This is a genomic window from Acinetobacter sp. UBA3025, from assembly GCF_002367915.1.
In the GTDB taxonomy this organism is placed as follows: Bacteria; Pseudomonadota; Gammaproteobacteria; order Pseudomonadales; family Moraxellaceae; genus Acinetobacter.
This window is the reverse complement of the sequence record NZ_DFDO01000281.1, coordinates 1-5,591: the sequence shown is the minus strand read 5'-3', so window position 1 is coordinate 5,591 and position 5,591 is coordinate 1. Positions and strand designations below refer to the sequence as shown.

Genomic DNA, 5,591 nt, shown 5'->3' with positions numbered 1-5,591 from the left:
GTCTCGTTTCCCGCTCCAAATTCTAAAAGCCTCAGTTGAATGACTGGGGCTTTTTTATTGTTGTTTTATTCAATATTTTACTTCATAAGAAATTTTTATACTTAAAAAAGTAAGTTTACAAAAGTGCTCTTTCAAAACTGTGAACAAAAAACCGTGTAGATGATGCTCCAGAGTATCAATCATACAAGATAAAAAAAACTCCAAAACAAAAGATAGTATTAGCTACTACTAAGTGGCTTATGTTAAACAAGATCAGCTTGCCTAGATCCTAAATATTGATGCCGCGGAGCCTGTTAATAATTTCTGTCATTGCTTCTTAATAAAAAAGCAACTAATATGACTCTTATACTACCAAAAAGCAATAAATGTATCTACAATGAATAAGTCTTTACTTCAGCAAATCAAAAAAAGACGAACCCAATTGGGCTTAAAGCAAGTTGATATGCAATCCCGTACAGGCATTTCAAGACAGCAATACCAAAAGCTGGAAAGTCAGGGTAACCCTCGATTAGAGACCTTAGAAATTATCGCGGCAGGATTAAATGCTCAACTGATGCTCATCCCTGATGATAAGGTTCATTTGATTAGACAATTATTGAATGATGAAATTAAAGTCACTATTGAAGATCAGGATGACTTAATGACTAACCCATGGAAGGGTCTTCTCGGAGGAGAGGAACCATGAATACTGTTGCCGTCCTGAAATTAACATTACATCACGCTGTCGTTGGATACTTGGCAGGATTTCAGAGCGGAAAAAATATTCTGGTTTTTACAGATTCTTTCCGCTCTGATCAGCAACGCCCGACCTTGAGCCTGCTGACTTCCCCCTTGTATCCTCAAGTGGATAAGATTTTAGAAAAGACCTATGTTACACATCAGCGTTTACATCCCTTGCTATCAAACTTGCTACCAGAAGGTGCATTACGCGAACTGATTGCACAAAGCCTCAAAGTACATATAGACAATGAATTTCAGTTATTGGCAGCTTTAGGTCATGATTTACCTGGAGCACTCATTGCGACTCCATTAGATCCAGAAGAAATTCCAGATGAAATAAAATTCAAACTGCAGATCTCTAATCCAGATCAGATCTTAAAGCAAGAGATTCGAACAGATAATAAGTTTTCCTTGGCCGGCGTCCAAATGAAGTTTTCCATGAAAGCCAAAGATGGGCGTTTTACACTAGTCCAGGCAACGGAATCGTCTCTACTCGGGGACTGGATTATCAAAACTCCTTCTTCCAGACATGCTTTTGTTCCGCTAAATGAATATTCTATGATGAGCCTTGCCAAAATGGTCGGAATAGATGTCCCTGAGATTCGCTTGGTGGATATGGCACTCTTACAAAACCTTCCACCATTAAATTTACCCCAAGAGCAATATGCTTTTGCAATCAAAAGATTTGATAGACAGAGTACTGCTGATACTACAGAGCTTATTCACATCGAAGACTTTGCTCAGATCTTCGGTGCATATCCACAGCAGAAATACAGCACCACAAATTATGAGCAGATAGGAAAGATCATTTATCAATTTTCAGATAACAAAATTCTTGATATTCAGCAATTTGCCAGCCGCTTACTTGTCAACATTTTGCTCGCCAATGGAGATGCACACTTAAAAAACTGGAGTATGATTTATCAGGACAAAAGAACACCAAGATTATCTCCCGCATACGATATATTGATGACTAGTGTATATATTGAAAATGAGCTTCATTTCGCATTGAATCTTGCCAAAAATAAAGATTGGTATTTAGCTGAGATGAAACACTTTGAACAATGGGCTGAAAAAGTCGGTGTTCCATGGCGTGTTATTGAAAAACAACTTCACGCCATTATGGACAAAGCACGTTCAGTATGGCCAGTGCTATTACTAGACTTACCTATGATTTCTGTTCATAAAGAAAAATTAAGAGAACATTGGAAAAGATTGCATCCAGACTTTCAGATACTTACAGATAATTAGAGGAAACCTGTAACCAAGCTAAAATTTCTCAAACAATTTCATCACATCATTTTCCGTCAGTTTCGCTTCTCCCTCATGATCTGTGCTTAGAATAGACTGTGCCAGTTCTGCTTTATTCTGCTGCAAGGCAATAATTTTTTCTTCTATGCTTTTATTGGTAATCAGCTTATACACAAATACCGGCTTGTCCTGTCCAATCCGCCATGCACGATCTGAAGCTTGATCTTCAGCAGCAGGGTTCCACCATGGATCATAGTGAATGACCGTATCTGCGGCAGTTAGATTCAGACCGACCCCTCCTGCTTTCAGACTGATTAAAAATACCGGCACTTGTCCAGACTGAAATGCTGTAATGACTTCATCTCGCTTTTTGGTCTTTCCAGTCAGCTTCACATAGCCAATTTTTGCGTGATAGAGCTGTTGTTCAATCAGTTCCAACATTGAGGTAAACTGAGAGAAAATAAGAATTTTTCGTCCCTCTTCCACCATTGGAACAACCATATCCATCAACTGTTCAAGTTTGGCAGAATACGCCTGCCCGGTTTTAACTGAATCCAGTTTCAGCAAGCTAGGATGACAACAGACCTGACGCAGCTTCAGCAAGGCATCTAAAATTTGGATTTGACTACGCTTAAAGCCTTTTTCTGCCACAATTTTCTGAATATTTGCCTGCATCGTGGCGCGAACAGCCTCGTATAGCTTGGATTGCTGCTCATTCATGTCAATATTGACTTCAATCGTGGTTTTTTCAGGCAATTCCTTGGCAACGTCAGTTTTCAAGCGACGTAAAATAAAGGGTTTAATGCGGTTTACCAACTTTTGCCTTAGCTGCTGATCACCGCGTTTTTCAATAGGATAGCGGTACTTTTTATTAAAGATTTCTTGTGAATATAAAAATCCTGGCATTAGAAAATAAAATAGTGCCCACAGCTCACCCAAATGATTTTCCATAGGTGTACCGGTTAGACATAGACGATGTCGCGCTGTTAATTGCCGTACTACCTGTGCAGCTTTGGCACGCGGATTTTTGATATTCTGCGCTTCATCCAGAATGAGTTGATGATATTCATATTGCTTCAGTTGCTCTTCATCTCTCGCCAAGAGCGGGTAGGTGGTTAACACAATGTCATGGTCTGAAATCTGCTCAAAATACTGATGGCGGTCGGGGCCTTGTAGCAGCAGTACCTTGAGCTCAGGGGTAAATTTTTCCGCTTCTTTGAACCAGTTATGCATCAGCGATGTGGGTGCAACAATTAAGGCGGGGCTGTCCTGCAAATGACCAGCCTGCTTTTCCATGAGTAAGTGGGCTAAAGTTTGTGCTGTTTTACCCAAGCCCATATCATCCGCCAGAATCCCGCCATGCTGGGTTTCCCTTAAAAACTGTAACCAGCCAAGGCCCTGCTGCTGGTATGGACGCAATTCCCCCTGAAAACCTTGTGGTGTCGGCAGTTGTTGCTGATAGCCTTGTTTGAATTTCTGCGCAAATTGCTGCAGGCGATTACTGACCTGCCACACCATCCCCAGATGATGCTGTAATTCTAATAGTTGACTCGCATCATAGCGATCTATGCTACGCTCTTCTTGCTGTAAAATGCTCTGCAGATGCAACAATACCGGCTTAATGTCCTTTGCGGATAAAGCCAAATCGGGTTGATCCGCTGCAGTTTTCAGGGTGAAAATTTGACTGTCATTCAGATGACTAAAAATCCGTGGATCAAGTAAATCAGGATGTTCTTTCACCAAAGCCACAAGTGCATCGAGTAAATCATAGCTATTGCCTGCACTGTCCTGAACGGTCGCCCCGATATTGAACCAGTCCTGCTGGCCTTCAGATTCAGTGATAGAAATATTTAAATTTTCAACATATTGCAGCTTAAATGGACTGTGTTCCAGATGCTCTATCTGCCATCCCATCAATTCAATTTGATTGATGGGCATCAGCTGTTTGATCCAGTCTCCATAGAACGCAAAAACCATAGAATCAAGATGTTGTTTATCTAGTTTTAATTGCTGGTAATAATTAAGATCTTTCACCCACTTCAGTGATTCGACCAACAGCTGTAAACGCTGGATTGACTGTTGTTCCTGAACTAAATCCCGAAGCTGTCGCACCATTTTCCCATGCTGCTCACCAATAAAACTGTCACCTGATGTACCTGCTTTTATTCGCCCACCAGCATAGGAAAATTCAATTTCAGCACAAACAGATTCCTCTAATTTCCAATCAAATTTATCTAAAACACCGAAGCGTAAAATTGGCTGGGGACTTCCCTCAAGGACATCAATATGCTGAATAGACTCGGGCCGAGGCAGATTTTTCACGTCTGAATATTGATGAGTCAGTTTCTCAAACTCTGGCAAGAGCATAGATGGAAGATCAGGCATCTGTAAAAAATGGTACAGAAGATTTGCCGTATATTCACCATATAACTGGCCCACCGTGTTCTGTTGAATATCCACATAACATGGTGGATGGCTCGCGAGAATCTGAATATGTGGATTTGATTTCAAATCGAGTCGAATATCATCATTGACCAATTCAATGTTTAAATGCTCTGTCTGTTTGTTTACACCTTGTTGCCAGATCAGTTCGATGTGATAGCCTTGTTCTGACCATTGAAGTGCAGTATGACTCTTTTTTTGCCAGTACACATCGCCACTTTGAATAAAAGATTTGAAATGCTCCAATAAAATTCTGGAGATATCAAGATTGCTTTGATAAAAGCGTTCGTCACTGTTTATTTTGGCATAATAATAAATCTGGTTAAATAATTGTCGTTTTTGTTCAGGTAAAGTCAGATGCTTTCTGGTGATATTTTCATATTGGGTATAATAACTTTCCCCCGCAATTGAGCCGTTTTTATTGCGTCTGGCCTTCTGAACATCAACTGTCAATTTCTTTAAGCTGACAGACTGATCTAGCAGGTAAATTAAATAATTGTTTGTTTTGACAGATTGCTCTGGTTCAGTCTGTTGTAAATACCGTTTAAAATCATTCAACCAGCGCTGCGCCTGATCATCCCCCCGTTGACGTTTTGTGATTCCCTGCGGGGATTGAGAGTCAGCATAACGCTGCTGAAATTCCTGGCGATATTCCTGAAAGAATAACCGCGCTAAAGCAGCAGCATGTTTACAGTTATATCCAACCGGACAAGTGCAGTCGTCATCGATTAAACGGTCTTTTTGGGGATTATAGGTAATTGCGGTATCGTAATAATCTGTTCCTTCAATTTGGGCATACATCGTAACCCCGTCTTTTTCCTCAAAGAACTCAATCGTTTCCCTATCAATGTGTTTAGCATAGCTCAGACTGCGCTGAAGAGTTGCAGTACTAAAGCGAGATAGAAAATTGATCAATGAGGACATAATTACCAGAAACCAAAAATGTTTATACAATAATAACGGACAAAGCTGTCATTTCAGAACAGTAGGGCTCGCCAACGTATCAAAAGGAAATAAATCCATGCTCAAAAAAACTTAATGTTTACTACAATAGATGGGGTGAATATTGGCTCGATTTGTAAGGTTGCAATCCGATTCAGCAATATCGCTCATGACCTATTACCTGGACAAATTCAAGCAGAGACTCTCCAACTGATCCAAAATAGGATTGAGCATAA

At 40.3% G+C, this 5,591-nt stretch carries 3 protein-coding genes and 1 pseudogene; 3 read left to right on the top strand and 1 reads right to left on the bottom strand.

From position 1 onward, the window contains the following. Positions 1 to 376 precede the first annotated feature (376 nt). Positions 377 to 685, top strand: a complete 309-nt coding sequence (locus tag B4J23_RS11830) for a helix-turn-helix transcriptional regulator (RefSeq protein ID WP_004282130.1) — start codon at positions 377 to 379, stop codon at positions 683 to 685. Continuing rightward, the gene (locus tag B4J23_RS11825; protein WP_291360835.1) at positions 682 to 1,971 is read left to right on the top strand and encodes a type II toxin-antitoxin system HipA family toxin; all 1,290 of its coding nucleotides are present in this window, start codon (positions 682 to 684) and stop codon (positions 1,969 to 1,971) included. The genes B4J23_RS11830 and B4J23_RS11825 overlap by 4 nt, the downstream gene beginning before the upstream one ends. Before the next feature lie 18 nt (positions 1,972 to 1,989). On the opposite strand, the gene B4J23_RS11820 is transcribed toward B4J23_RS11825, so the two are convergent. Continuing rightward, positions 1,990 to 5,337: a DEAD/DEAH box helicase gene (locus tag B4J23_RS11820; protein ID WP_291360833.1), complete on the bottom strand. Its 3,348-nt coding sequence runs from the start codon at positions 5,335 to 5,337 to the stop codon at positions 1,990 to 1,992. 141 nt (positions 5,338 to 5,478) lie between these two features. On the opposite strand from B4J23_RS11820, the pseudogene B4J23_RS14410 reads away from it, so the two are divergent. Next, positions 5,479 to 5,591, top strand: a pseudogene (locus tag B4J23_RS14410) (serine/threonine-protein kinase HipA); the annotation flags it as partial.